General features: G+C 62.6%; 23 protein-coding genes. 15 read left to right on the forward strand and 8 right to left on the reverse strand.

Going from position 1 to position 23,658, the window contains the following annotated elements; genetic code table 11:
- Window positions 1-8 precede the first annotated feature (8 nt).
- From ACVC7O_RS18885 to ACVC7O_RS18910, 6 genes are all read left to right on the forward strand, one after another.
- Complete coding sequence (locus ACVC7O_RS18885) at window positions 9-818, forward strand: ferredoxin--NADP reductase (RefSeq protein ID WP_458323663.1); 810 nt, start codon at window positions 9-11, stop codon at window positions 816-818.
- Window positions 819-1,061: 243 nt separating this feature from the next.
- Window positions 1,062-2,129, forward strand: a complete 1,068-nt coding sequence (locus ACVC7O_RS18890) for an aromatic ring-hydroxylating dioxygenase subunit alpha (protein WP_458323664.1) — start codon at window positions 1,062-1,064, stop codon at window positions 2,127-2,129.
- Window positions 2,130-2,158: 29 nt separating this feature from the next.
- Window positions 2,159-3,370 (forward strand): ABC transporter substrate-binding protein, encoded by a 1,212-nt coding sequence (locus ACVC7O_RS18895; protein WP_458323665.1) that lies wholly within the window; start codon window positions 2,159-2,161, stop codon window positions 3,368-3,370.
- A gap of 85 nt (window positions 3,371-3,455) precedes the next feature.
- Window positions 3,456-5,312 (forward strand): ABC transporter permease, encoded by a 1,857-nt coding sequence (locus ACVC7O_RS18900; protein ID WP_458323666.1) that lies wholly within the window; start codon window positions 3,456-3,458, stop codon window positions 5,310-5,312.
- A complete protein-coding gene (locus ACVC7O_RS18905) occupies window positions 5,312-6,091 on the forward strand; it encodes an ABC transporter ATP-binding protein (protein WP_458323667.1) in 780 nt (259 codons plus the stop codon). The genes ACVC7O_RS18900 and ACVC7O_RS18905 overlap by 1 nt, the downstream gene beginning before the upstream one ends.
- Entirely contained in the window at window positions 6,084-6,785 is a 702-nt protein-coding gene (locus tag ACVC7O_RS18910) for an ABC transporter ATP-binding protein (protein ID WP_458323668.1), read from the forward strand. The genes ACVC7O_RS18905 and ACVC7O_RS18910 overlap by 8 nt, the downstream gene beginning before the upstream one ends.
- 116 nt (window positions 6,786-6,901) lie before the next feature.
- Here the strand turns inward: ACVC7O_RS18910 and ACVC7O_RS18915 are convergent, their stop codons facing one another.
- From ACVC7O_RS18915 to ACVC7O_RS18925, 3 genes are read right to left on the reverse strand one after another with little or no spacing between them, the layout of a single operon-like run.
- The gene (locus ACVC7O_RS18915) at window positions 6,902-7,240 is read right to left on the reverse strand and encodes a ClpX C4-type zinc finger protein (protein WP_458323669.1); all 339 of its coding nucleotides are present in this window, start codon (window positions 7,238-7,240) and stop codon (window positions 6,902-6,904) included.
- Between the two features lie 3 nt (window positions 7,241-7,243).
- The gene (locus ACVC7O_RS18920) at window positions 7,244-7,597 is read right to left on the reverse strand and encodes a DMT family transporter (protein ID WP_458323670.1); all 354 of its coding nucleotides are present in this window, start codon (window positions 7,595-7,597) and stop codon (window positions 7,244-7,246) included.
- Window positions 7,598-7,600: 3 nt separating this feature from the next.
- Window positions 7,601-8,212, reverse strand: coding sequence for a TetR/AcrR family transcriptional regulator (locus tag ACVC7O_RS18925; RefSeq protein WP_458323671.1), 612 nt, complete (start codon window positions 8,210-8,212; stop codon window positions 7,601-7,603).
- Between the two features lie 170 nt (window positions 8,213-8,382).
- On the opposite strand from ACVC7O_RS18925, the gene ACVC7O_RS18930 reads away from it, so the two are divergent.
- Complete coding sequence (locus ACVC7O_RS18930) at window positions 8,383-8,748, forward strand: hypothetical protein (RefSeq protein ID WP_458323672.1); 366 nt, start codon at window positions 8,383-8,385, stop codon at window positions 8,746-8,748.
- Window positions 8,749-8,817: 69 nt separating this feature from the next.
- Window positions 8,818-10,197 (forward strand): PepSY-associated TM helix domain-containing protein, encoded by a 1,380-nt coding sequence (locus tag ACVC7O_RS18935; protein ID WP_458323673.1) that lies wholly within the window; start codon window positions 8,818-8,820, stop codon window positions 10,195-10,197.
- A gap of 299 nt (window positions 10,198-10,496) precedes the next feature.
- On the opposite strand, the gene ACVC7O_RS18940 is transcribed toward ACVC7O_RS18935, so the two are convergent.
- Window positions 10,497-10,988, reverse strand: coding sequence for a hypothetical protein (locus ACVC7O_RS18940; RefSeq protein WP_458323674.1), 492 nt, complete (start codon window positions 10,986-10,988; stop codon window positions 10,497-10,499).
- Between the two features lie 693 nt (window positions 10,989-11,681).
- Here ACVC7O_RS18940 and ACVC7O_RS18945 point away from each other — a divergent pair.
- From ACVC7O_RS18945 to ACVC7O_RS18955, 3 genes are all read left to right on the forward strand, one after another.
- Complete coding sequence (locus ACVC7O_RS18945; protein ID WP_458323675.1) at window positions 11,682-12,116, forward strand: hypothetical protein; 435 nt, start codon at window positions 11,682-11,684, stop codon at window positions 12,114-12,116.
- A gap of 209 nt (window positions 12,117-12,325) precedes the next feature.
- On the forward strand, window positions 12,326-12,622 hold the full coding sequence (locus ACVC7O_RS18950; RefSeq protein ID WP_458323676.1) for a hypothetical protein: 297 nt from the start codon (window positions 12,326-12,328) through the stop codon (window positions 12,620-12,622).
- Between the two features lie 59 nt (window positions 12,623-12,681).
- Entirely contained in the window at window positions 12,682-13,536 is an 855-nt protein-coding gene (locus tag ACVC7O_RS18955; protein WP_458323677.1) for a hypothetical protein, read from the forward strand.
- Between the two features lie 12 nt (window positions 13,537-13,548).
- On the opposite strand, the gene ACVC7O_RS18960 is transcribed toward ACVC7O_RS18955, so the two are convergent.
- On the reverse strand, window positions 13,549-14,877 hold the full coding sequence (locus ACVC7O_RS18960) for an HlyD family type I secretion periplasmic adaptor subunit (RefSeq protein ID WP_458323678.1): 1,329 nt from the start codon (window positions 14,875-14,877) through the stop codon (window positions 13,549-13,551).
- The gene (locus tag ACVC7O_RS18965; RefSeq protein WP_458323679.1) at window positions 14,874-16,556 is read right to left on the reverse strand and encodes a peptidase domain-containing ABC transporter; all 1,683 of its coding nucleotides are present in this window, start codon (window positions 16,554-16,556) and stop codon (window positions 14,874-14,876) included. The genes ACVC7O_RS18960 and ACVC7O_RS18965 overlap by 4 nt, the downstream gene beginning before the upstream one ends.
- 90 nt (window positions 16,557-16,646) lie before the next feature.
- Here ACVC7O_RS18965 and ACVC7O_RS18970 point away from each other — a divergent pair, with 90 nt between their 5' ends.
- A complete protein-coding gene (locus tag ACVC7O_RS18970) occupies window positions 16,647-16,808 on the forward strand; it encodes a hypothetical protein (protein WP_458323680.1) in 162 nt (53 codons plus the stop codon).
- 77 nt (window positions 16,809-16,885) lie between these two features.
- On the opposite strand, the gene ACVC7O_RS18975 is transcribed toward ACVC7O_RS18970, so the two are convergent.
- On the reverse strand, window positions 16,886-17,503 hold the full coding sequence (locus ACVC7O_RS18975; protein WP_458323681.1) for a TetR/AcrR family transcriptional regulator: 618 nt from the start codon (window positions 17,501-17,503) through the stop codon (window positions 16,886-16,888).
- Window positions 17,504-17,574: 71 nt separating this feature from the next.
- Between ACVC7O_RS18975 and ACVC7O_RS18980 the strand changes: the two genes are divergently transcribed.
- The 3 genes from ACVC7O_RS18980 to ACVC7O_RS18990 are packed head-to-tail and all read left to right on the forward strand — an operon-like array spanning window position 17,575 to window position 22,501.
- Window positions 17,575-18,651: an efflux RND transporter periplasmic adaptor subunit gene (locus ACVC7O_RS18980; protein ID WP_458323682.1), complete on the forward strand. Its 1,077-nt coding sequence runs from the start codon at window positions 17,575-17,577 to the stop codon at window positions 18,649-18,651.
- A gap of 3 nt (window positions 18,652-18,654) precedes the next feature.
- On the forward strand, window positions 18,655-21,789 hold the full coding sequence (locus ACVC7O_RS18985; RefSeq protein WP_458323683.1) for an efflux RND transporter permease subunit: 3,135 nt from the start codon (window positions 18,655-18,657) through the stop codon (window positions 21,787-21,789).
- Between the two features lie 25 nt (window positions 21,790-21,814).
- A complete protein-coding gene (locus ACVC7O_RS18990) occupies window positions 21,815-22,501 on the forward strand; it encodes an HAD family hydrolase (RefSeq protein ID WP_458323684.1) in 687 nt (228 codons plus the stop codon).
- Between the two features lie 228 nt (window positions 22,502-22,729).
- On the opposite strand, the gene ACVC7O_RS18995 is transcribed toward ACVC7O_RS18990, so the two are convergent.
- On the reverse strand, window positions 22,730-23,521 hold the full coding sequence (locus ACVC7O_RS18995; protein WP_458323685.1) for a ChbG/HpnK family deacetylase: 792 nt from the start codon (window positions 23,519-23,521) through the stop codon (window positions 22,730-22,732).
- Window positions 23,522-23,658: the final 137 nt, after the last annotated feature.

Raw genomic sequence — 23,658 nt, forward strand, 5'->3', positions numbered from 1 at the left:
GAGAGATTATGGCTTTGGATTCGACGCAGACATCAGACAGTTTTCCGATCCCCGCTGGCGTTTTTGCTCAGACGGTCACGGAGGTCGCGCATTATACGGACCGGCTCTTCAAGTTCCGCATCACGCGCCCTGCATCTTTCCGGTTTCGGTCTGGCGAGTTTGTCATGATCGGCCTACCTAATGCGGAAAAGCCGGTGTTCCGCGCTTATTCCGTGGCCTCGCCCAGCTGGGATGAGGAACTGGAGTTCTATTCGATCAAGGTACCGGGAGGGCCACTGACTGAGCACTTGCAGAAGGTCAAAGAGGGCGACACGGTCCTGATGCGCAAAAAGCCCACGGGCACATTGGTGCTTGACGCGCTTTTGCCGGGCACGCGGCTTTGGATGTTGTCGACCGGGACGGGCATCGCACCCTTCGCCAGCCTGGTCCGCGATCCCGAGACCTACGAGAAGTTCGACGAGGTGATCCTCGCGCACACCTGCCGTACAGCGGTGGAGCTGCGCTATGGGCAGGACCTCGTGGCTGCGTTGAAGCAGGACCCGCTTGTGGGCGATGTGGCACACCGCCTGCGTTACTATGGCTCCGTGACCCGCGAGGACTATGCAAGGCGAGGGCGGATCACCGATCTGCTGGCGTCGGGCGCGCTCTTCAAGGACTTGGGCCTCGACCCGATCTCGCCGAGCACGGACCGCGGCATGATCTGTGGATCAATGGAGATGTTGAAGGACACCAAGGCCGCGCTCGAAGGCTTTGGGCTGGTCGAGGGATCGAACAACCGCCCCGACACCTATGTCGTCGAACGCGCCTTCGTGGACTAGCCTTCGGTTCGCAAGCCGGCGGGGGCCCATCTGGAGTTGGCTTAGGGCCCTCATCGTTAGATACCTGTGCGCAGGCAATCGGGCTCCGCGCCTTGGTCTGCTTGGCTTTTTCTGCCAGCGCCTAAGGGATGAACAGATATCGCTCGCGCCCGAATAACATTCGTACGCTAACAAATTTCGTTTGACAGAAAATGATTAATGTCCCTCAATGTTCTGAAAAAGAACTAGGGAGCGGCAGACGCAATGAGGTTCGTTCGGAACAGCTGGTACGTGGCGGGGTGGTCGACCGAGTTCGCCCAAGCGGTGCAGCCAGTCGAGATTGTCGGCATCCCTCTTGTGTTTTTCCGCGACAGTCTTGGCGTGCTGCATGCGCTCGAGGATCGCTGCCCGCATCGGCTGTTGCCGCTCTCCAAGGGCAAGCTGGTCGGCGACGCGATCCAATGCGGCTATCACGGGATGACCTTTGATGGGTCTGGGACCTGCGTCCGCGTACCTGGACAGACCAACACGCCCAAAAGTGCGAATGTCCCGGCCTTCCCCGTTGAAGAGCGACACGGGGTCGTCTGGGTCTGGATGGGCGATCCCGCAGCGGCCGATCCTGCAACCATCTTTGATATCCCCCAACTGTCGCAGGACGGTTGGCACCTGCATTACGGCGGGCACCTGCATATCAATGCCCACTACCTGAATGTCGCGGAGAACCTCGTAGACCCGGCGCATGTGAGCTTTGTGCATCCCACCACGCTGGGCAACGCCTCCTCCGAGGATATCCCGGTGCATGTCTCCACATCCGGATCGATCATTCGGGCGTGGCGCTGGATCCGCGATGCACCGCCCGTCGGGTTCTTCCAGGCCTTTGGCGGCTTTGACGGCAATGTGGACCGCTGGCATTACTATGATCTGCATTTGCCCTCGACGGCGGTAATTGATTTCGGCAGCATCGATACTGCCGAGAACTGCCCCGAGGAGGAACGCCATCGCGGTGTCCGGGTCTTTGCCTTGCATTTCGTCACGCCCGTGAACGAGAACGAGACAATCGACCATTGGATGCATTTGCGAAACACCGCCGTCGGGGATGAGGCCGCCTCGGCCAGGATGGACGCGCTGCTGGCCGCCGCCTTCCAGGAAGACAAGGACATCCTCGAAGCGATCCATATCGCAGAACAACGCCCCCAGACCCGCAGGCCGGTGCGGATCGCCATCGACAAGGGCCCGAATGTATACCGCAAAAGAATCAGAGAGCTGATCGAAGCGGAAGCCGTCGAAGATCTGGGCGATCCCGTCGCCCCGGTCTTCGTCCAACATGACTGACGTCATATCGCCAACACGGAGAGAACCTTATGAAGCGCAAGACCTTCCTGAAATCGCTGCTCGGCGTGGCCACGCTGGCCGCGCTGCCGCTGGCCAAGGTGGCGTATGCCGAAGACCCGATCATCATCGGCGAGATCAACCACTACAAGCGCCTCGCGGCCTTCGCCGAGCCCTACAAAAAGGGCATTGAGCTGCGACTGAAAGAGGTCAATGCCGCAGGTGGAGTCCTGGGCCGCCCGCTTGAATTCGTGTTCCGCGACGATCAGGGCAAACCGGGCGAAGCCGTCAAGATCGCCGAAGAGCTCATGACAAGCGAAGGCGCGGTGATGCTGACGGGGACCATCCTGTCCAACGTAGGGCTCGCCATCTCGTCCTATGCCGGAGAGAAGGGCTATGTGTATCTCGCGTCCGAACCGCTGGCCGATGCTCTGGTCTGGAGTGCGGGCAACCCCTACACCTTCCGCCTGCGCGCCTCGACCCACATGCAGGCCTCGATGCTCGCCGAAGCGGCAGCCAAGACCGATGCGGTGAAATACGCGACCATCGCACCCAACTATGCCTATGGCAAAGATGCGGTGGCCGCCTTCAAGGCCGCACTGACCAAGCTGCGCCCGGACGTGGAGTTCGTGGCTGAGCAATGGCCAGGCGTTTTTAAGATCGACGCGGGCGCCGAGGTGCAGGCGCTTGAACGGGCCAAACCGGACGCGATCTACAACGTCACCTTCGGCCCCGATCTCGCCAAGTTCGTCCGCGAAGGCACGGACCGGGGGCTCTTCGACGGGCGCAACGTCTACGGCCTGCTGTCTGGCGAGCCGGAATACATGGACCCGCTGGGTGACGAGGCCCCGGAAGGTTGGACGGTGACGGGGTACCCCTGGTACGATCTCGACAGCGGACCAGAGGGCGACTTCGTCACGGCTTATCAAGCCGAGTACAACGACCACCCCCGCATCGGCTCGCTGGTCGGATACATGACCGTGCAGTCCATCGTCGCGGCGCTGGAGAAGGCGGGTTCAACCGAAACCGAAGCGATCCGCGCGGCCTTCGAGGATCTGCAGGTGCCAACCCCGATGGGCGAGATCACGTTCCGCTCGATCGACAATCAATCGACCGCGGGCGCCTATGTCGGCACGACGACAGTGCGCGACGGGCGCGGTGTAATGATTGATTGGGAGTACAAGAACGGCGCGGACTACCTGCCGTCGGATGAGGAGGTCCGCGCGCTGCGGCCTGCTGAATAAGCTCCGGCATCATCGGTCGCGTCGCATCTCTCGATGCGGCCGGGCGCGCATCTTTTCGAGCAGACATTGAACGCAGGTAGGCCTGATGGAACTATTCGTCGCTCAGATTCTGACAGGTCTGGCCAACGCCAGCTCCCTGTTCCTGGTGGCCTGCGGTCTGTCTCTGATCTTCGGCGTCACGCGGATCGTCAACTTCGCGCACGGCAGCCTCTACATGATCGGCGCCTATACGGGTTACAGCCTGATGCAGGTGCTGCCGGGCGCCGTAGGCTTCTGGGGCTCGATCCTGATTGCGGGGCTGGTGGTTGGCCTCGTGGGGCTTCTCATTGAGATCCTGGTGCTGCGGCCGGTCTATCGTGCGCCGGAGCTTTTCCAACTGGTGGCGACCTTCGGGGTGATCCTCGTGATCCAGGATCTGGCGCTGTTGATCTGGGGCCCTGAAGACCTATTGGGCCCGCGCGCACCGGGGCTGCGCGGTGTGGTCCGGATCATGGGCGAGCCGATCCCGAAGTATGACATCGCCCTGCTGATCATCACGCCCTTTGTCGCTGTGGCCCTGTGGTATCTGATCACCAAGACCCGGCTCGGTGTGCTGGTGCGCGCTGCCACGCAGGACCGTGAGATGGTCGGCGCGCTCGGCGTCAACCAGTCCTGGCTCTTCACCGGCGTCTTCGCGCTTGGCTCCGCGCTCGCGGGGCTGGGCGGCGCGCTGCAGCTGCCCAAGGGTGGGGCCGATCTGCTGATGGATTTCAACATCCTCGCCCCGGTCTTCGTGGTCGTGGTGATTGGTGGCATGGGTTCGCTGCCGGGCGCCTATCTTGCCGCGATCATCATCTCGGTGCTCAACGTTTTTGGCGTCTCTTACCTGCCGCAATCGACGCTTGTGCTGATGTTCGTGGTGATGATCGTCGTTCTGATGATCCGCCCCTACGGCCTCTTCGGTCGTGAAGAGGTCGCGGGTGAGCATGGTCAAGTGGGCGAGCCCGAACGCCCGATCAAACCCGCGTCCAATAGGATGCGAATGGTGGTGGCCGTGGGTCTGGTACTGTTGGCGCTGCTGCCGGTCTACGGATCGCATTTCTCCATGGTGCTGATCACCGATGTGCTGATCTTCTGCCTCTTTGCCGCGTCTCTGCACTTCCTGCTCGGCACCGGTGGGCTCGTCAGCTTTGGGCATGCGGCCTACTACGGCGGTGGCGCTTATGTGGCGGCTTTGCTGGTGACCCATGTGAGCAGCCCGATGGAGCTTGCCTTCCTGCTGGCGCCCATCGGCGCCGGGCTTGTCGCGCTGGCGATTGGCTGGGTCTGCCTGCGCCTAACCGGTGTCTATTTCGCGATGCTGACCCTCGCCTTTGCCCAGCTGATCTGGAGCCTCGTGTTCCAATGGGGCGATTTCACTGGCGGCGATGATGGTCTGGTTAATATCTGGCCTGCGGAGTGGCTCAAGGACACCACGGTCTATTTTTACTTCACGCTGGTGTTTGCTGTATCCGGCATCTTGATCCTGCGCCATGTGGCGCACTCCCCCTTCGGCTACGCACTGCGCGCCGCGCGTGACAGCGAACGGCAGGCCGAGGCGACCGGCATCGACACCCGCAAGGTCCGCCTTCTGGCCTTTGGGTTTGCCGGGTTCATGGGTGGGTTGGCCGGCGCACTCTTCGTGTTTTCCAAAGGCAGTGTCTTTCCCAACGAGCTCGAGATCGCCCGCAGCTTCGACGCGCTGATCGTGGTCTTCCTGGGCGGCGTCAAGACGCTCGCAGGCGGGGTCGTGGGCGCGGGCTTCTTCAAGGGGATCGAGGAGGTGTTGATCCGCTTTGAGTACTGGCGCCTGCTCATGGGTCTGCTGATCATCTTCGTTGTGATCGCCGCGCCGGACGGTGTGGTAGGGTCGCTGCGCAAGGGGCTCGAGCGCGTTGGCCTGCGCAAGGTGGAGGACCAGTGATGGACGCTGTTCTCGAAACCAAAGGGCTGACCCGGCACTTCGGCGCCATTGTGGCGGTGGATGACGTCTCCTTTCAGCTGCACAGCGGCGAGCTTCTGGCCCTGATCGGCCCCAACGGTGCAGGCAAGAGCACTTGCTTCAACATGCTAATGGGACAGCTGAAACCGACAGCGGGCCAGGTGATGCTCGGCGATGAGGACATCACCGGCCTGCAACCGCGCCAGGTGTGGCGCAAGGGCGTCGGCCGCACGTTCCAGATCACCGCAACCTATTCATCGATGACGGTGGTCGAGAACGTGCAGATGGCGCTCCTGTCGCATCACGGCGAGGTGCTGCGCTTTCTGCCCTTCGCCACGCGACAGTACCGCGAGGAGGCCCTCGCGCTGCTGGATCTGGTGAGCATGGCCGATCAGGCCGACCGCCATTGCGCGGTATTGGCCTACGGGGACCTCAAACGAATGGAACTGGCCATCGCCTTGGCGCATGATCCCAAGGTCTTGCTGATGGACGAACCCACCGCAGGCATGGCGCCCAAAGAGCGGGTGGCCCTGATGAAACTGACCGCGGACATCGTGCAGACCAAGGGTGTCAGCGTGCTCTTCACGGAGCACGATATGGATGTGGTCTTTGCCCATTCTCATCGGATCATGGTGCTGAACCGTGGAGCATTGATCGCCGAAGGCACCGCCGAAGACATCCGCAACAACAAGACCGTGCAGGAGGTCTACCTCGGAGGCGGCACCGTCTTTGCCGAAAACGGGAACGCCGCCCATGCTTGAGGTCCAGGAGATCAACAGTTTCTATGGCAAGGCGCATGTGTTGCGCGACCTCAGCTTTGACGTGCCCAAGGGCGAGGTTGTGGCCCTTCTGGGGCGCAATGGGGCGGGCAAGTCCACGACGATGAAATCGGTGATGCAGATCGTGCGCACCGCTTCCGGCACAGTCCGCTTTGAAGGGCGCGACATCTCGACCCTGCCGCCGCACAAGATTGCAAAGCTCGGGGTCGGATATGTCCCCGAAGATCGCCGCGTGTTTTCCGACCTCACGGTGGTCGAAAACCTGGTCGTCGGTTACCAGCCGCCGCGCGAAGGCTCCGTCACCTGGACACAGGACATGCTGTTCGATCTCTTTCCCAACCTGGCCGAGCGGCGGGGCAATCGCGGCAAGGCGCTCTCGGGGGGCGAGCAGCAGATGCTGACCATCGCGCGGACGCTCATGGGCAACCCGTCGCTTGTTCTGCTGGACGAGCCCAGCGAAGGTGTCGCCCCGGTGATCGTCGAGCAGATGGCGCGGGTGATCACACAGCTGAAATCCGAGGGGCTGACGGTTCTGTTGTCTGAACAGAACCTGCATTTCGCCCGAGCGGTCGCGGATCGCGCGATCATCATCGAAAGCGGCGCGCGGGTCTACTCCGGCACGTTTGCCGAATTGAATGCCAACCCGGATGTGAGAGACGCCTATCTCGCGGCCTAGACCAGCCCTTCGAGCACGTTGAAAGCACTTACTCTCGACATCAGATGGCCCGACATGCCAGTCGGGCACGAGGGCTGAGCCCTTTGTTCATCGGGTATAACCAACGACCTGCTTGCCTAGCGGAACCGCTCTTCAGCCACTTGATGCGAGACCCCGAGCACTGCGCCTATCGCAGCCCAGGGAATCCCGCGAGCACGCAGCTCTCGCACCTGGCTCTGAAGATGGTCGCGGGTCTTGTCCACCAGCGCGGATGTCGCCGCCATCTGGTGAAGCAGGGTCTCATCTCCGGTTTTCACCAAATCAGAGGTCTCAGGATCAGGTGTTTCCAACGCATCGCGGGTCGCGATCGTACGGACACCGACATCGATGCACTGATCGCAGATATTCACGTCTGGCCCGGCGAGAAGCGCATCGACCGACTGTGCCGCGGCGCCACAGAATGAACAGGTGAGCATGGGTTATCTCCTTTCAATTGATGGTGACGGCTCTGTCGCGGAGCTCGAGAGTGTGTTGATGACAATCACGCCGCAGACGATCAGTCCGATCCCAGCTATCGCGGCCACATCCAACGTCTGGCGAAAAACGAGCGCACCCAGCAACGACACGAGGACGATGCCGATGCCGGCCCAGATGGCGTAGGCGATGCCCAGTGGCACGACACGGAGCGCGAGTGACAGGAAGAACAGCGCGACCCCAAAGCTGACGACCGACAGGACGGCGAAACCTGGCCTCGCAAACCCGGCTGATTGCTTCAGCGCGGCGCTGCCCATCACCTCGGCAACGATGGCCAAACCAAGATAGAGCCAATGCATAAGCTATTCCCAACGCTTCAGAATGTGTTCGATGGCTGTCGTGACATCGGTCACGAGCGCGTTCAGTCCATCCGCCTCGCCGCCCTTTCCCGCAAACTGAACCTGCAGCGATGCACCGTCGATCAGGGCGACCAGAACCCGTGCCAGTCCGCCCCGACGGTCGGCGGCCAGATCTGGCGAGACGACGGCGACCAATTGCTCGACCTGGCCAAAGACATAGGCATAGCCATCGGCCTTCAGTTTGGCATAGCGCGGGTCGTGCAGAGCCAAAGCCTCCGTGATCGCATAGAGGCGGCCGGCATCGCTCGCATAGTAACCGATCAGGGCTTTGACCGCTGTGCGAATGCTCGTGCTCACAGTGTCCGGGCTCCACGGCAGATCATTCACCAGATCGATGGGTTTTTGCGTTTCGCGAGTGATAACCGCTTCGACGAGATCGTCCTTGGTCGGGAAGTAGTACTGCAGATTGCCCACGGAGATACCCAGCTCGCTTGCAATCTTCCGCACCGACACCCCCGCATACCCCTCGTCGAGCAGCATTTGCCGTGCTGCGCGGACAATCGCGTCACGCCGGTCTTCGCCCTTGGGGCTGATGGAAGAGGCTGCTTTCGTCACGCTGTGCCCTTTCGCTCACGACACAATCAAGATATTAGGTCATTGACCTATAATCAAGTGACACGGTGATCGCGACATGCGGCGCGGGGCGGTTGGGCGTCGTTTTGCATCCGAAGGTCGCGACCGAAAGCGCTCTGGCGAGGCAGAACAACTTCCGCTAGAGCTACTATATGATCCGTTGGGCCAGTGCCGTTGCCAGATTGTGTGTCGTCTCCTGGGTGTTCGTCGCCCTGGTCGCAACAAGCTTTGCGCATCGCGTCGCACAACCCGAGATGTCGCCGGAGTTGGCGGCATATGTTGCAGCGGGCGGTTCGATCGCCGACATCTGCGGGACGGTCGATGAAAACGGGAATGTGGTGGGGGTCGACTGCGAAGCCTGCCGTGTCTCGGATCATCTGAGCGGCCTGCCCGCATCTCAGCAGAGACTGCTGTCTGTCACGGACCGGGTCCTGACATTCCGCTTTGTGGCGAAGCGGATCGCGCAAGGCCAACCCCTTGATCCCGCGCGGCTGACCCGCGCGCCACCCCAAGCCTGAAGCCACCTTTTCAGAATTCAGAACACCTGCGCCCAGAGGGCTGCAGGTCAACAGGTTTGGAGACTTACTATGACAGACGCAGCTGCGCAGCCGGAAGGCCGCGCCAACAAACTCTATTTCGCCGCATGGCGCTGGCACTTCTACGCCGGGCTTTTCGTGATCCCCTTTCTGACCATTCTCGCTGTAACCGGCATGATGATGCTGTGGATCGCCTGGATTGATGGCCGCGACGGCGAACGGACACCCGTCATCCCACAGGACGCAGCAATCGCGGTGTCGCAGCAGGCGGAAGCGGCCGTGGCCGCAGTGCCCGGCGGTGTCCTGAAGCAATACATCGCCCCCCGCCGCGAGGATCAGGCAGCGCTGTTTCGCTTGGATGCGGAGAGCGATGCCATCATTGTGGCGGTCGATCCCTTCACGGCCGAGGTCGTCGAGACATTCCCGCGCCGCAGCGGCTGGTACGATTTCTTCGACGGGATACACGGCAATCTGATGCTCGGAACGGTGGGCGACAGGCTGCTCGAGACAGCCGCGTCCCTGTCGCTGGTGCTCGTCGCGACGGGGCTCTACATGTGGTGGCCTAGGGGCTCCGGCTGGCGCGCGGCACTGGCGCCCCGTCTCGGGCGCGGTCGGACGCTGTGGAAGTCGCTACACGGTGTTGTCGGCATCTGGATGTCGATCTTTCTTGTCTTCTTTCTGATTTCGGGCCTCGCCTGGGCGGGGATCTGGGGCGGTAAGATCGTGCAGGCCTGGAGCCAGTTTCCCGCTGAAAAATGGGACAATGTCCCGCTGTCGGACGCGACACATGCCAGCATGAACCACGACCGGCGCGAGGTGCCTTGGGCGCTGGAACAGACGCCGATGCCGGCCTCGGGTGGTGATGCGGGCAATATCGGGGTGGTTGGTCCGGTGACGCTCGACAGTGTTGACCAGCTGGCGCGCACCATTGGCTTTGACGCGCGGTATCAGCTGAACCTGCCCAGCGAGGACACCGGTGTCTGGACCCTCAGCCGAGACTCGATGAGCACTGACAGCACGGCGCCGACAACAGACCGGACCGTGCATGTGGACCAATACAGCGGCAAGATCCTCGCCGATGTGCGCTATGCCGATTACTCGCTCGCCGGCAAGGCGATGGCGGTCGGCATCGCGCTTCACATGGGCACCCTCGGTCTGTGGAGCGTGCTCGCCAACACGCTGGTTTGTTTGTCGGTGCTGTTTCTCTGTGCCAGTTCGATTGTCCTTTGGTGGAAGCGGCGCCCCTCCAAGGCAGGTCGGCTCGCCGCGCCGCCGATGCCGCGCGAGCTGCCGCTCTGGCAAGGTGCGGTCCTTGTCGGGCTGGGCGTGTCGATGCTGTTTCCGATGGCGGGCATCGCGCTTCTGTCCGTCCTGGCACTGGACATCTTTGTGCTGTCACGGCTTCCGAAACTGCGCCACAGCCTGACCTGACGACAAGGGCACAGCGCTGTCCCGGGCGCTGTGCCAACCCAAAAGCGGCGTGGCACATCACGGCCTCACACACGCGGGGATGCGTTGGGCTGTGGCCAAGATCTGGCCGTCTCTGCGTAACGATGCCTCGTAATCTTCCGCTATCAAGCATCTGCGCTCGGTGATCACAGGCAGCGTCCACAGGCGATCAAACCCGTCCAAGGGTTCAGCTTTCGCGTCGTGGCACAACAGAGTTGGTGACCTCCAGGCCTGCATGCCAAGTCCAAATCTACAAATCCGGCCCATTGGTCGGATGGCGGTTACGACACCGCTCCACGCGCGGGCCGAGCATCACTTGGAAAAACGAAAACCCGGGCGTCGCCGTCCCACCCGATGCAGGTGAAGCCCAAAAGTGCGAACCAGCTGGAAACCTTCTCGTGGTCCGACCGGCTGTAGGCGCGAATGCTGGTGCCCAGCCTTTGAGCCAAATCCGCGTTGTAGCGTTTGGAAATGCGCAGACAGTCACGCTGAAAATACCGCTCCTTTGCGAGCGCGGTCGTATAGTGATAGCCGTTCTCCGGCGTGAAAGTGATGATGCCCACCGGCACATCATCGATCAGCAACGTATCCGCCCGCCGGGCCGTGATCGACGATTGGACATGCTCGCGAATGATCGACATCCGTTCATCGGGAGGTGCGCGGCGCAAGAACCTGTCGATTTCCGCACGCGTTCGGGCGGCCAGGTTTGGAAGGACCTCATCCAAGTCCTGAGCCTCTGTCGGCCGAAACCGCATTGCCGTGCGCGCGCTCATCCCGTCTCCTCAGGCATATGCCATCGTGTCGCCGCCCGGTGCCCGGTCAGCGCCGCGATGTTCTCCCACAGCACATCCAGAGGCCACGGGACCTGTCCATCCCTTCACAGAAGGAATCACTTTTCGGCAGCCGATTGCACAGCTGACACCCCCTCGAGGCGGAGTTTCGCTGGGTAAGAAAAGCCCCGCCGACCACGCGGCCCGATCTGGCACCAATCCGCGGGTGATCGGACCCGCCGCCCAGCCCGTGTTGACTAAAATGTGAGGCCTCTTAGCGTTCGGCCCTGATCGGTATTGTTGAGGCATTGTGACATGTGGCCATTGGGTTTGAAGGTATTGCTCGGCGACGTGGATGGGCCATCAAAGGCCTCGCAGCCGCACTCGAAACAGGGCCCGACAGCACCTGACTGGCTAAAGGCCAACGGCCTAAAGCGGCCGGTGGTGCAGCGGCATCTCGCGCGGATCGCGCCCCCTCGCCCCGCATCACGCTTGCCCAGACCGCCTCGTTTGGAGCTTCCCGCCGAAGCCGCCTGGGCGCTCTGTGCCAGCGCAATGCATCGCGCTTTTCCAGACCTCGCGGACGAGATCACAAAGACGCAAACCGAGGCGCCCCGATGCCTTGCGCCGAACCCGGCCAAACACCCCAAACCGTTCACGTATGATATCGGTTTCCAGAAGCTGCCGTTTGTCAGCTTGCACTACCGCGACAGTGCAGCCGATCTGCTGGCGCTGGCCCATGAGTTTGGCCATGCTGTTCAGATTGTGGCGAGTTGGAGCGCTGGTACCGGGCAGATGCCGCCCGTGGCGCGCGAATGCTGCGCCTTTCTGGCTGAACAGGCGCTGCTGCGCCACTGCGCGGCCTGCTTTCCGGTGCTCACCTACGCGCATCATGCGGACGACATGATCTATTTCGGCGCCAATCGCGATGCGTTGGAAGATGCCATGACCAACTGGCAAACCGGTTACCGCTACGAATGGAACTATCCGCTTGCACGTCACGTCGCGGCCCGTCTTTTTGAGAGTGGCCCATCGAATGAACTGTGCGCGCTTTACCGCGCGGGCCCCGACGGCGGTGCGTGGGTGAGGCGCCAATTGGATCGCCTGAATGCAGAAGAGGTGGCCGCATGAGCCCGCTGCGCTTTGCTTGGCATTTGGACAGATAACGGCCGGTCGCGCAGGACGACCAGGGCCCAATAGAGTTCGGCCTCTCTGGCCGGAGAATTGGCGGAAGGGGGGTGCGACCCCTCCCGCCGATTGAGCCGCCGGGCGGACAGCCCGGCAAACAGCAACAGGGCGTAGCATAACGGAAACAGCGCCCGGAGAATAGGACATGACATATGTTTGATCTGGATGATCTCAATGCGCCGGTGAGCTTCTGTGGTGGCGGGGGCAGCAGCGGCGGAGGCAGTGATGGCCCCGATGCCATAACGCAGAAGATGGATCGCGACAACTCCGCGACACAGCAGGCGCTCGACAATGCGCTTGGCAACGAGAACGCATGGTCAGAGTACGAGACCCGCGCCCACTCCGCCTATGAAGTCAACGGAGCGGCAAACGGCTGGCCCGACAACCCGACGGGCAGCATCGGCGGGTGCACCGGGTGTCATCAGGGCCGCTTTGACACACACTACTGAATTGAGCTCCATGGAGGGGGCGTACTGCGCCCCCTCTGCACACGAAGGCACAACCTCGAATGCTGACACCGGTTCTCAAACCCCTTGCTTTGGCAGCAGCCCTGTGCGGCGCTGTTGCACTGGTCGCGGGCGCGCTCTTGGCAGGCGACGATCTTGCTCAGCGGACCAAGTTCGTCTTCGACGCCGCCTTCGCGTCCAAGGTGACCGACAGCATCAGGGATCCGATCCTGCGCGTGCGCAGCGGATCCGAGACGTTCTGCATTCAGGACAACGGCGCCACCGACGTCGGCGCTGCCGCGCTGATTGCGGATGTATCCGATGCGTTCCAGCTCGACTGGACCCTGGTTGAGGTCGCAGATCTTGCGGACTGCCCTGCGGGAGAGACAGTTTTCTATGTCTTGCAGGGCGCGCGCCCGGATCAGGCTGAGCTGCTCGACCTCGTTGAAACCATCGTTGGCAGCCGCCCTCCCAACCCTGACGCCATCTTCCCCGAATGGGCGCGTGGCCTCTCCGTCAGCCTGCCAGGCCCCGGCAACCGGGAGTTTGTCTTTGCAAGCTCATCAGCGGATATGCCTGATGAGGTCGCTCGGTCGATCCTGTCCGAAGAGCTCTTGCAATCGATTCTGCGGGCGTCCGATGTGCCGTCGACCGAGATCGTCTCGCTGTTGGGCGAGGACCTGCGCAACAAGGATTACGCCCAGTGGTTCCACCACAACCCGATCGGGTTTTGCAGCGTTGATATCATCCTGCTGGAGTTGCTGTTGGGTCCTTCGACGGCTGGCCTTCATAAAATGGATCAGATGCGCACCTACCTAGCGTCGAATTTCGATGACCTTCTGAAGGCCGCGGAGACCCGTGGGCGGGGCCTTACCAGCTACCGCGATCACCGGTGTTGGGTCTGGGACACGCCCTGACGCCCTGTGCACCTATCGTTCACCGAGGCTGTCCTGGACCACCTTCACAATCGGCGCAAAGAAATAGCTGATCAGGCGCCGTTCTCCCGTGATCACATCGACCACGGAGGTCATGCCTGGCTGTACCGTATAGCTGCCTCCCGGTGTTTCCAGCTCTGATGTTTCCGGCCGCACACGCACCACGAACCCGAAAGTGTTGGTCTCGACCTCAATTGAATCCGCCGAGACGTTGGAGACCACGCCGTGCAGTGCGCCAAACCGCTCGGCCGGATAGGCGTCAAGCTTGATGTTCGCGTCCTGCCCCACCTCCAGAAACCCCACGTCGATGTTCGGGAAGATCGCTTCGACCTCGAACGCCTGCTCCTCGGGCACGATGCGCAAAAGCTCCTGTCCGCCTTCAACGATCCCGCCAATGGTGAAGACGGAGAGCTGGTCGATCACACCTGTGGCCGGAGCGATCAGCCGGGTGTTGGCCAACTGCCTTTGGCTGATCACCAATTCTTCCGAGAGAACCGCAACACGCGCCTCGAGCTCAGCCCGACGGGTCTGAAGGCTGCTGCGCAAGGCGGAGACAATGGCCGCCCGCTCGGCGAGGTAGGACGCATCGAGCGCAGCTTTCTGATCAAGTTCCCGCAGGAAAACCTCGCGTTCGTTTTCCAGCCGATTGAAGCCGTCCAGCACATCCAGATAGTTGGCCCGGCTGGCGGTGCCCTTGTCCAGAAGGCTCTGCACCGTCTCAAGGCGCTCTTCCTGGGTCTCCAGCGCGGCATCGATCCGACCGATCCCGGCAAGGGTCACCTCCTTGGACTTCTCGTTCGCCAGAATGCGGGTATCGACCTGGGCCAGAGCATCTTGCAATTCGGTCAGCTCCGCCTGAAGCAACGCCCTTTGCTCCTCGAAGAAGCGCGAGCGTGATTGGGGCGCGTGATCCTCAAAGCGGGCGACATGGCTTGCGATATCCATCTCCTCCAACCCGTCACCCGCCGAGAGGGCGGCCAGCACGGTTTCGATGCGTTGCCGCTCGATCTCCAGCCGCTCCCGCTCGGCCTTCAGCGTGTTGAGCTCGGATTGCGCCTGTGTCGGATCCAGTTCGATTACCGTATCGCCTTGCGACACGCGCATCCCGTCGCGCACATGAATCGCCCGAAGCTGGCCGCCGAATTCGGGCTGCACCACCTGCACGCGGCCCAGCGGCACCACCTTGCCGGTCCCCTTCGCGACGATCTCGACCTTCAACACAAACGACATGATCAGAATGGCCCCGAACACCGACAGGGTGAAAAGGATGGTCGCGTGCAAGGTTGGCGAGCCCACGGCCCTTGGGGCAGGATCACGCGTCATGTCAGAGCCTCGAAATCGACCACCTGATCCGGGGTGGCAAAGACATCCGGGCGGTGGGTGATGACGATCACGGTCATGCTGTCTTTCAGCCGCTCGATCTCGGCAACCATCTGCGACTGTGCGGCACCGTCGAGCGCGCTTGTCGGCTCGTCCAGGATCAGGACCTTGGGATTGTTCAGCAGCGACCGCGCCATGGCGATACGTTGGCGTTGCCCGCCGGAGAGCGCCGCGCCCCGTTCGCCGACCTGCGTGTCCAGCCCCATCGGCAGGCGCTCGACCATCGTGTCAGCCGCAGCCACCCTCAAGGCGTCCGAGATCACCGCATCGCTCACGCCGTCTCCGAGGTTCAGCGACAGGTTTTCGCGCACCGTGCCCGAGAAGAGATACGGCTCTTGCGGCACATAGGCGATCTTGGTGCGGACATCATGCGGGTCGTGCTCGGAAATGTCATGCCCATCCAGCGTGACTGTGCCGCTGTCCGGCGTCTCGATGCCCGAGGCGAGACGGCCAAAGGTGCTTTTCCCGATGCCCGATGGCCCGACCACAAGCGACAGCGTGTGCGGTTTCGCCGTGAAGGAAAAGCCACGCAGGACGGGGGCGCCGGGCGCATAGGCAAACTCCACATGATCGAAACGCAGCTCCGGCTCGATCTGAGCAGGCAACCGCGGCAGGGTCTCGAAGGCTTCGGGCGCGGACAGCAGGATATCCCCCAACCTCTGACGGGAAATCTTGATGTTCTGCCACTTCTCCCAGAGGCCCGAAAAGTTGCTGATCGGGGAGGCCACCTTCTCGGCAATCAGATGGAAGGCGATGAGCTGTCCGAGCGTGAGCTGGCCCGCGAAAACCTCGCGCGCGCCGATGAAAATGATCATGATCGTGAGCGTCTGGCTGACGGCATAGATCAGGTTGGTGCTGGCGATGCGCAGCTTGCCGACACGTAGCCCCGCATCGAGATTGTCCTGCAGCGTGTCGCGCAGGCCGCTTAGCATTTTGTCTTCCGCGCTCAGCGCCTTGACCGAGGCAATCCCGCCGATGCTCTCGACCATGCGAGACTGATGCCGCGCGCCTGCGTCGAATTGCACGCGCAGCCGCCGCCGCAGGAAGGGGCCGAAGATAAAATAGACAAACCCTTGCAGCGGAAGGGAAATCACGACGATGGCCGTCAGAAGCGGCGACAGGGCGAACAAAACACCGAGGTAGATCACGACAAACAGCAGGTCGAGCACAACGCCGGTTGTCGTGCCCACCAGAAACGCGCGGATGGTGTCGGTTTCGCTGACCCGCGCGATGGTTTCGCCGATGGGCCATTTGCGGAAGTGGCTGTAGGGCAGCCGGAAAAGATGCTCGAAGATGCGGCTGCCCAGCTCGCGGGTGACCCGATTGGCCGTGAGCATCCCCAGCAGGCTCGACAGGATGTTGAACCCGATGTGAAACACGCTGACCGCGGCAAACACCACCATCACCACGATCAGCGTCGCCTCGCGCTCGAAGGGCAGAATGCGGTCAATGATGACCTGGAAGATGAAGGGCTCGACCAGCCCCAGCAGCCGGATACAGATCGCGAGAAAGACCAGCTCGACATAGAGCGGTGTGAACCTCCAGAGCGTCTTTCCGAACCACGACAGCGGTACCATCTGCGGTTGCTCTACCGCGCCCTGCCCCGTTGTCTGATCGGTCATGACGGCACCCGATACGAAGGGTCCAAGGAACGCTGAAACGGGTGAGCCCCACCGTTGGTTGAGATACCGTGCAGATCAATGAATACAGGCGTGAACACGATCAAAGTGAAAACCGCCGCCGAAAAAGCGCAGGTCACAGATACTCCAAACCGGTCTTTTCAAAGCAATGTCGCGGCTCACTACAGCGCAGCTGTGACCGCAGGTGAAGGACGAAAGCCCACAGCTTTTGAAGAGGCGGTCGATAGCGCATGACCCGCCCCATTCGGCGGATTTCGGCGCAGCTTTGACGCCGCACATGCCCCCGGTTCGCACAGCGCGGACCTGCCTGGTCAGGCCTTGATCATCCCGATGATCACTTCGATATGGCTTTCTCTCAGCTCGTCCACCGGGAAATGATCGTCCAGGTCATCGAAGCTGGCGAACATCTCGCGTGAGAGCGACAGCGTAACCATCGGGCCGAAGACGATGTGGAAAAGCTGCTTGCGATCGACGGCCCGGAAATCGCCCGCGTCGATGCCCGCCTCGATGATCTGCCAGAGCAAGGCCTGCTGCGGCGCGATGTATTCGCTGTGGAACGACCTTGCGACCGACGGAAACGTTCGCGAAACCTCGGCAATCAGCGGCGACATGCGGCCCACCGGTGAGGATATGGTCGTCTCGTAAAGCGCGGTCAGCGCCCATCTCAGCTTCGCAGGCGGCGCCATCGTCTGGTTCGCGACGATTTCTTCCAGCGCCTGCAGGGCAACGTTGTACCCATCGGTCACGCAGGCGATAAAGAGCTCCTCCTTGCCCGAGAAATGATAGTACAAGCTCGCCTTCGTCATCTTGCAGGCCTTGGCAATCGCGCTCATCGACGTGCCGGAGAAGCCATGCTCCAGAAAGAGCTCGGTGCAGGTCTTGATGATCTTGGTGCGGCTGCTCTCCTCGGAAATTTCTTCAGTTGCCATCATTGACGTCTCAATCCTCGCGCCTATCTCACCTACCGAACGGTCGGTAGTAAAGATAGGGATGCTCTGCGATGACACAAGCTTGGTGCAAATTTCTTGTGATTGCTATGGCGATTGCGATGCCTGCGCTGGCCTTTGGGCAGCAGGGCACCGAAAAGGCGGCGGGGGCCGAGCCCGTCTTTGTCCAAACTTTGGTGGTGCCATCGTCACCGCAGGCCGTGACACGGCAATTCTTTGGCCAGGTCGCCGCACTGGAGACAGTCGACATCTCGTTCGAGGTTGGCGGATACTTGTCATTTCTCGAAGCCCGCGAGGGCACACAGATCGAAAAAGGTAGGCTTCTTGCGCGGCTCGACCTTGCACCCTTCGAACGGGCGGTCGAGCGGGCCGAACTGTCGCTGGCACAGGCGGAGCGCGATCTGAGGCGCGCCGAGACCCTGGCCGCGCGCAATGTGAGCTCCGAGGTGCAGGCGGAGAATGCCGAAACCGCCCGCGATTTGGCGGATGTCGCCCTGCGGGAAGCGCGCGAGGCGCTCGCGGATGCGCAGATCACCGCGCCCTTCGATGCGTTGATCGCCGACCGGATCGGCACTGCCTTCACGACGATTGAGCCGGGCCAGCAGATCCTGCGGCTGCACAACATGTCGGAGACACGGGTGGAGTTCAATCTGCCAGAGCGGCTGCTGTCGACTATCGGCGATCCCGCCGCTGTCACCTTCGAAGGCCATCTGGCCGGGCATGAAAGCCCGATCCCTCTGATCTTTCGCGAGTTTCGGGCTGAGACCGGCCAGGTTGGCCAAAGCTACACCATTTCTCTAGCCGCAGCCCCATCGGTTGATGTCCCGTTGCTGCCAGGGCGTACGATGATCGTCCGCGCCGCGCTGGAGCAGGACGCTGATGGTGTGACATTGCCCGCAACCGCGATCACGACGCGGCCCGATGGCCAGCAGGTGGTGATCGCCGTCGAGCCGGCAGGCGACGGGCTGGTTGCGCGAGCTATTCCCGTCGATGTCAGCTCGACCAATGGGACAGACTTTCTGGTCTCCGGTCTGCCGCCGGGCACCGAAGTTGTTGTCGTTGGCGCGCATCTTATCGACCCCGGGCAACCGCTGAAACGCTACCGCGGCCTGACGGTTGAGGGGTCCTGACCCATGCAGATCGCGCGTCTCTCCATCGAACGGCCGCTCTATACGTGGCTGCTGATCCTGTTCTGCCTGTTTGGTGGCGCGGCGGGGCACCTGAGCGTCGGCAAACTAGAAGACCCTGTTTTCACGCTGAAATCCGCGCTTATCATCACCCCCTACCCCGGCGCCACCGCAGCCGAGGTGGCCATCGAGGCCTCCGAAGTGCTGGAGGCCGAAATCCAGCAGATGGACGAGGTGGATTTCATCACCTCCAACAACACGCCCGGCCTGTCGGTGATCGAGGTCACGATCAAGGACACCTATGACGGCACGGAACTGCCACAAGTCTGGGACGATATGCGCGACCGGGTTGCCGATGCGCAAGGTGACTTGCCCGCCGGGGCCTTGCCGCCGGAGGTTAACGACAGTTTCGGCGATGTCTACGGTCTGCTCTACGCGGTCAGCGCGCCCGGCTACGATGATGCAACCATCTGGGATATAGCGACTTTTCTGCGGCGTGAGGTGCTGACCGTTCAGGGGGTGGCCAATGCCGAGGTGCTCGGCCTGCCCGAAGAGGCGATCTTCGTGGAGCCGTCCAGCGAGACGCTCACCGCGCTCGGCGTGCCGCCGGATGTGGTGGTGGGCGCCGTGTCCTCCGCGGACGAGGTGGTGGCCACCGGCACGGCAGACAATGCGCGCCAGGATGTGCAGATCACGGCGCCCGCGCCGGACGACAGTGTCAGCGAAATCAGCGCGCTCACCTTCGGGTTTCAGGGCGAAGTGCTGAACCTGACCGATGTGGCCGAGGTCACCCGAGCGCGGGTCGACGCGCCGCGCCAGATCATCCGGCACAACGGGGTCGAGGCCTTCACCATCGGGGTCGCGGGGCTCACCTCCGAGAACATCGTGACCGTGGGTCAGCGGGTCGAACAGCGGCTGGCCGAGATCACACCGCTGCTGCCCGTGGGGGTCACGCTGGAGCCTGTTTACGAACAGCATCGCGTGGTCGATGACGCGAACCAATCGTTCCTCATGAGCCTCGCGATGTCCGTCGGCGTGGTGATCGGTGTGCTGGCGCTTTTCATGGGCTGGCGGGCCGCTGTGGTGGTCGGCGGGTCGCTGCTCCTGACCGTCAGCTTCAGCTTTTTCTTCATGTATGTCTTCGACATCAAGGTCGAGCGGATCAGCCTCGGCGCCCTGATCATCGCCATGGGGATGCTGGTCGACAACGCCATCGTGGTCGCGGAAGGCATGCAGGTGCAGATGCGGCGCGGGCGCAAGGCGGTCGAGGCGGCCACAGAGGTCGCGCGGCGGACGCAGGTCCCGCTGTTGGGCGCTACGGTCATCGGGATCATGGCCTTTGCGGGCATCGGGCTCAGCCCCGACAGCTCGGGTGAATTCCTGTTTTCGCTTTTCGCGGTGATCGGGATTTCGTTGCTGCTGTCCTGGCTGTTGGCCGTTACGGTGACCCCGCTTCTGGCGAGCTATTTCTTCCGCACGGAGACAGTGCAGGACGGCAAAGACCCTTATGACACTGTGTTTTTCCGCGGATATGGTGCGGTGGTGCGTGGCGCCTTGCGGCTGCGCTGGCTGGTGATTGTTGGCCTGATGGGCGCAACGGTCGCGGGCGTCGGCGCGATGGGGTTCGTCAAGCAACAGTTCTTTCCGCCCGCCACAACGCCGCTTGTGTACCTGAACTACAAGGGCGCGCAGGGCACCTCGATCCGCGCGGCGAGCGAGGATCTGGCGCAGCTGGAAGACTGGCTGATGCAGCAGCCGATGGTCGAGGCGGTCACCACCACAGTGGGCGCCAGCATGACCCGCTTTCTGCTGACCTATACGCCCGAGGACCCGGCGCCGTCCTATGGGCAGATGGTGATCCGGGTGGCGGATCATGCGGACATCCCGGCGCTGCGCGATGAGCTGTCGGCCTTTGCCCGCGCGGCGGTGCCCTGGGCGGAGACCCGGGTGCAGCAGATCATCTATGGCCCGCCTGTGGGTGCGGATGTGGAGGTGCGCCTCTCGGGTCCCGACCCTGACGTTCTGCGCGGTCTGGCCGATCAGGCGCAGCGCATCTTCGAAACAGAGACCGACCTTCTGGTCACCGAGCGGACAGATTGGCGCGAGCCGGAGCTGACAACCCAGCCGATCTTTGCCACCGACCGCGCGCAGGCCCTGGGCATTCGCAAGGCGGATGTGGCGCAGGCGATCGCGCTGGCGACCGATGGGCTGCGCGTGGGGACGTTCCGCGAAATGGACCGGCAGGTGCCCATCATCATCCGCACCCCGCGCGCCGAGCAGGACGGTGTCGAATACCTGCTTGATCAAGCGATTTATGCCCCAACAACAGGGCGTTACACGCATCTCGGGCAAGTCGTCGACGGGTTCGACGTGATCCCGCGGAACACGCTGATCCAGCGCCGGGACCGGACGCCGACCATCAGCGTTCAGGCCTTCACCGTGCCTGATGTGCTGCCGCCACAGGCCTTTGCCGAGGTGCGGGGTGCAATTGAAGCGCTGCCCCTGCCCCCGGGTTATCGCATGGAATGGGGTGGCGAGTTCGAGAGCGCGAGCACGGCGCAAGCCAGCCTTGGTCGACAGATGCCGCTGGCCTTCGGGACCATGCTGCTGATCACCATCCTGCTGTTTGGCAAGCTGCGGCAGACGGCGGTGATCTGGACGGTGGTGCCCATGGCGGTGACAGGCGTCGGGCTGGGGCTGCTCTTCACCGGCCTGCCCTTCAGCTTCACAGCGCTTCTTGGTCTGCTCAGCCTGTCGGGCATGTTGATCAAGAACGGCATCGTGCTGGTCGAGGAAATTGACGCGCAGAAGGACGAAGAAGGGCTGCCGCAATCACAGGCCATCGTGACCGCTTCGGTCAGCCGTTTGCGCCCCGTGGTGCTGGCCGCGGCGACGACCATCCTCGGCATGGTGCCGCTGCTGAGCGACGCCTTCTTTGCGTCGATGGCGGTGTCGATCATGGCGGGTCTGGGCTTTGCCTCGATCCTGACCTTGATCGGCGTTCCAGCGCTCTATCACACCTATCTGCGCAAGGAGCGGCGAGCCGAACAGGCTGCTACGCGCGACGCGGCTGTGACAAAAGAGCCCGCTGAAAAAACCACGGGAACCAAGAGTGCCCCGTTGCGCGTTGCAGCAGAGTAAGCACCTGATATCGAAAGGAAACGACATGACACTGCGCGCACTTCTGTTTGGCTCCATCGGCACCGTAATCGAGACCTCCGAGTTGCAACGCGAGGCCTTCAACGAGGCCTTTGCGCAGCATGGGCTGGACTGGCACTGGGACCAGCCGGAGTACCGCGAGATGCTGGTCGCCTCGGGCGGGGCTGATCGGGTGGCGCGTTATGCCGAAGACAAGGGCGAGAGTGTTGACGCCGCGGCGATCCATGCGACCAAGACGGGGCTCTTTCAGCAGGCACTGCGGGCACGCGCGCATACGCTGCGCCCGGGCGTCGCGGAGGTGCTGGCAGCAGCCCGGAACGAGGGTGTTCCGGTGGGGTTTGTGACCACGACGGAAGCCGAGACGGTCAAGGCGATTGCGACGGCAGTGACGCTGCAGACAGGTCAGGGCCTGGAGCTGATGACCTGGCGCGACGCGGCGCGCCCGGGCAAACCTGACCCGGCGGTCTATGTGCACGCGCTAGAGCAACTGGGGGTTGCCGCATCGGAGACCGTGGCCATCGAAGACAACGCGGATGGGGTTGCGGCGGCGCGCGCGGCGGGGCTCTTCACCATCGGGTTTCCGGGCGAGAATACGCGGGCTGCGGACCTCGCGCAGGCGGATGTGGTCACCGACGCCGATCTGGCGGGCGCGGTGCAATCGGCATGGCACGGAGACCTGCGCGCGGCGGGCTGATCCCACCTTCCGGCGAGTGGACCTCAATGATTGACGCAACGGTCGGTGGGGGTGCGGACGGTGCCGCCGAGCGACTCACCTGTGAACGCTGATTTTTATGGCAAAACCGACGTCGGTATTGCGTCGGTATCACGTCGGTATTTGGTCGGTGCCCGCGTGGGTGCGCAGCGGATTAACAGGGCGCGCGGTCAGGTTTGTAAAGACCGGGTTAACGCCGCGGCGCCCAGATCAGAGATCGCGGTAGCTGATCAGCTCGATCCCCAACCGGTCGATGGCGGCGCGCAGATCGGGATGCGTGAGGGTCTCAAGACAGGTCAGCCGATCCTGCTGGACGTCCGTGTATCCCGGGTGGCCGGTCACAGCCATCTCAGGGCTTTCGACGGCCGGATGATCGATGAAAGTGTAGGTGCCGGGTGTGAGCTCATGCAGGGCCGCAATGAAGGATGCAACCCGGGGTTCAGTGGCGCGCGGTTGCGGCGGGTAGCCGATGATCCGGGGCAGACCATGGCCGAAGGCGTCATCCTTCAGACCGAACTCGGCACAGAGGTGTGCGACGATCTCCTCGAGCCGGGGATCGACGTCGCGGAGATGCCGGACCATATGCGCGCTGACATGTGAGGCCTGCGGGAAGAGCTTGCGCCCCAGCGCGATCTGGGCGCGCAGCTCGGCGGCGACCTCGTCGATGTCCCAGGCACTGTCCACAAGGCTGCGGCGCGAATCCCCCGGGCGGGGCCTGAGCAGCGGCAGAAAGCTGCCCGTCTCGTCAACCAGGCTCGGCGCTGTGGTGAGGGGCCGCCATTTGACCGTATCCCATTCGCTGGTGAGCGTCAGATGGAGGCCGATGTCGATCTCGGGATGCGCGCGGAGCAGTCCCGCCGCGTGGGTGACCCAGGCGCCGGGCATCATCACCTCGACGCTGCGCGCGATGCCGGTGGTGCAGGCCCGCAGACAGCCAATGTTGGCGGCCCAGGCCGAGCCCGCGTCATCTGCCCGGACCAGCAATCGAATATCATCGGCCATGTCAGCCCCCATGTTGCCGGCACAGACAAAGCACATCGGTGTCGCGCTGTCAGGCGGAACGACTGCCATAGATGGTCGCAGGCGCGCGCGATGATCCGCGCATAACCCATGCGGATCGGCATGTTTCGGCGGATGGC

Source organism: Roseobacter cerffii, from assembly GCF_054226325.1.

What these genes read in the sequence shown, in the direction of transcription:
- ACVC7O_RS18885 (WP_458323663.1), top strand. Translation starts at nt 9, where the DNA reads ATGGCTTTGGATTCGACGCAGACATCAGACAGTTTTCCGATCCCCGCT.
- ACVC7O_RS18890 (WP_458323664.1), top strand. Translation starts at nt 1,062, where the DNA reads ATGAGGTTCGTTCGGAACAGCTGGTACGTGGCGGGGTGGTCGACCGAG.
- ACVC7O_RS18895 (WP_458323665.1), top strand. Translation starts at nt 2,159, where the DNA reads ATGAAGCGCAAGACCTTCCTGAAATCGCTGCTCGGCGTGGCCACGCTG.
- ACVC7O_RS18900 (WP_458323666.1), top strand. Translation starts at nt 3,456, where the DNA reads ATGGAACTATTCGTCGCTCAGATTCTGACAGGTCTGGCCAACGCCAGC.
- ACVC7O_RS18905 (WP_458323667.1), top strand. Translation starts at nt 5,312, where the DNA reads ATGGACGCTGTTCTCGAAACCAAAGGGCTGACCCGGCACTTCGGCGCC.
- ACVC7O_RS18910 (WP_458323668.1), top strand. Translation starts at nt 6,084, where the DNA reads ATGCTTGAGGTCCAGGAGATCAACAGTTTCTATGGCAAGGCGCATGTG.
- ACVC7O_RS18915 (WP_458323669.1), bottom strand. Translation starts at nt 7,240, where the DNA reads ATGCTCACCTGTTCATTCTGTGGCGCCGCGGCACAGTCGGTCGATGCG.
- ACVC7O_RS18920 (WP_458323670.1), bottom strand. Translation starts at nt 7,597, where the DNA reads ATGCATTGGCTCTATCTTGGTTTGGCCATCGTTGCCGAGGTGATGGGC.
- ACVC7O_RS18930 (WP_458323672.1), top strand. Translation starts at nt 8,383, where the DNA reads ATGATCCGTTGGGCCAGTGCCGTTGCCAGATTGTGTGTCGTCTCCTGG.
- ACVC7O_RS18935 (WP_458323673.1), top strand. Translation starts at nt 8,818, where the DNA reads ATGACAGACGCAGCTGCGCAGCCGGAAGGCCGCGCCAACAAACTCTAT.
- ACVC7O_RS18940 (WP_458323674.1), bottom strand. Translation starts at nt 10,988, where the DNA reads ATGAGCGCGCGCACGGCAATGCGGTTTCGGCCGACAGAGGCTCAGGAC.
- ACVC7O_RS18950 (WP_458323676.1), top strand. Translation starts at nt 12,326, where the DNA reads ATGTTTGATCTGGATGATCTCAATGCGCCGGTGAGCTTCTGTGGTGGC.
- ACVC7O_RS18955 (WP_458323677.1), top strand. Translation starts at nt 12,682, where the DNA reads ATGCTGACACCGGTTCTCAAACCCCTTGCTTTGGCAGCAGCCCTGTGC.
- ACVC7O_RS18960 (WP_458323678.1), bottom strand. Translation starts at nt 14,877, where the DNA reads ATGACGCGTGATCCTGCCCCAAGGGCCGTGGGCTCGCCAACCTTGCAC.
- ACVC7O_RS18965 (WP_458323679.1), bottom strand. Translation starts at nt 16,556, where the DNA reads ATGACCGATCAGACAACGGGGCAGGGCGCGGTAGAGCAACCGCAGATG.
- ACVC7O_RS18975 (WP_458323681.1), bottom strand. Translation starts at nt 17,503, where the DNA reads ATGGCAACTGAAGAAATTTCCGAGGAGAGCAGCCGCACCAAGATCATC.
- ACVC7O_RS18980 (WP_458323682.1), top strand. Translation starts at nt 17,575, where the DNA reads ATGACACAAGCTTGGTGCAAATTTCTTGTGATTGCTATGGCGATTGCG.
- ACVC7O_RS18985 (WP_458323683.1), top strand. Translation starts at nt 18,655, where the DNA reads ATGCAGATCGCGCGTCTCTCCATCGAACGGCCGCTCTATACGTGGCTG.
- ACVC7O_RS18990 (WP_458323684.1), top strand. Translation starts at nt 21,815, where the DNA reads ATGACACTGCGCGCACTTCTGTTTGGCTCCATCGGCACCGTAATCGAG.
- ACVC7O_RS18995 (WP_458323685.1), bottom strand. Translation starts at nt 23,521, where the DNA reads ATGGCCGATGATATTCGATTGCTGGTCCGGGCAGATGACGCGGGCTCG.